Origin of the sequence: Roseovarius sp. PS-C2 (genome assembly GCF_018862045.1) — a bacterium.
Classification (GTDB): domain Bacteria; phylum Pseudomonadota; class Alphaproteobacteria; order Rhodobacterales; family Rhodobacteraceae; genus Roseovarius.
On the sequence record NZ_JAHKSQ010000034.1, the window covers coordinates 1 to 1731 of the forward strand.

General features: G+C 59.7%; 2 protein-coding genes. Both read left to right on the forward strand.

Annotation, left to right across the window (positions count from 1 at the left end):
* The coding region (locus KPG71_RS19555; protein WP_216340433.1) for an SMC-Scp complex subunit ScpB at positions 1–401 on the forward strand (401 nt) is incomplete at its 5' end.
* A gap of 204 nt (positions 402–605) precedes the next feature.
* Positions 606–1721 carry a Fic family protein gene (locus tag KPG71_RS19560; protein ID WP_216340435.1) on the forward strand — a complete coding sequence of 372 codons (1116 nt, stop codon included), beginning with the start codon at positions 606–608 and terminating at the stop codon, positions 1719–1721.
* Positions 1722–1731 lie beyond the last annotated feature (10 nt).

Sequence of the window (1731 nt, forward strand, 5' to 3'; positions counted from 1 at the left end):
TGATCGAGGATATTCAGGCCGAGTTGGGAGGCCGCCCCTATGAACTCGCGCTGGTGGCGGGTGGCTGGATGTTCCGGACGCGACCGCAGTTCGCCGAGGCGATCAAGGCGGCGACCGATCTCGGCGAGCAGTCGCTGGCCTTCACCGAGATGGAGATGGGCGTGCTCTGCGCCATCGCCTATCACCAGCCGATCGACCGCGCCGGGCTGGCCGACATCTTCGGCAAGGAGGTCAGCCGCGATCTTCTGGCCCGGCTGCGCTACAAAGACCTCATCGCCAGCGGTCCGAGGTCGCCAAGGCCCGGTGCGCCGCATACCTTCGTGACGACCGAGACGTTTCTGGTGACGTTCGATCTGCAGAGCCTGCGGGATCTGCCGGAGCTGGAACTGCCGAAATCTTGATGTCCGAAATATGTCGTATTCTTCGGACAAGCGAAGCCGCCTGCTTTCAATTGGTCGGGCTTTGACTTTCAATCAGTCGGACCAGACCTGAGGTCCAGGCGTATCAGGGCGGCAACACGGTTTTGCGCGCGGTGAGGTATAGAATTGACTTCTATACCTCAAAAATGGTCTATTCATGAGTTATAGGAAGGAACTCTATACCTCATGGCATGGAACTGGCAGATATCCGGTTGGCCGGATTTCCGGTATGACGAGGCCGCACTGGCACCGCTCGAGCAGCGCTTCCTGATGTCGTCGGGCGAAGTCCTTGGGGCCGTCCACCATGTGAGTCCGTCCGAGCGTGATCAACTCCGCATCGACTTGCTGAGCGATGAAGCCATGAAAACCAGCGCCATTGAAGGCGAGATGCTGGACCGGCGCAGTGTGCAATCTTCGCTGCGCCGGCACCTTGGATTGGAACCGGACAGCTATCCGAACAAGCCCCGAGAGCAGGGGGTCGCCGAGATGATGGTCGATGTTTACTCGACCTATGCCGAACCCCTCACGCATGACACGCTGTTTCGGTGGCATGAGATGCTGCTGGCCTTCGACAAACGGTTGGAAGCCATCGGGTCATACCGGCGGCACGAGGATGCCATGCAGATCGTCTCGGGTCGTCTTGATCTGCCTGTCGTGCATTTTGAGGCTCCACCGTCTGCGCAGGTTCCGGGCGAGATGGACCGGTATGTCGACTGGTTCAACCGGACCGGGCCGGATGCCGAAGAGCCCTTGCCAGCGTTGACGCGTGCGGGCCTGAGTCATCTCTATTTTGAGAGTATCCATCCGTTCGAGGACGGGAACGGTCGCCTGGGTCGGGCCTTGGCCGAAAAGTCCCTGGCTCAGAATATCGGGCAGCCCAGCCTGATCGCGCTCGCCTTCACCATCGAACGACAGCGAAAAGACTATTACGATCAGCTAGAGCGGCACCAGAAGACGCTGGATGTCACACCGTGGCTGGTATGGTTTTCAGAGGCCGTTCTGGCAGCGCAGCAGGTCACCCTGGAGCGGGTGGGCTTCTTCATTGCCAAGGCACATTTTTATGACCGGTATCGCGATAAGCTGAACGAACGGCAGGCCAAGGCGATCGAGCGGATGTTCCGCGAAGGGCCGGAAGGATTCAAGGGTGGTCTGAGCGCCGAGAACTATATTTCGATCACCGGGACATCGCGCGCGACCGCTACAAGGGATCTGCAAGAACTTGTCGAGATCGGTGCCCTCTCGCGCACCGGCGAACGTCGATACACGCGTTACTGGCTGAAGCTTGAGGGGCCGGGTGGGTAGTGCATCGTCG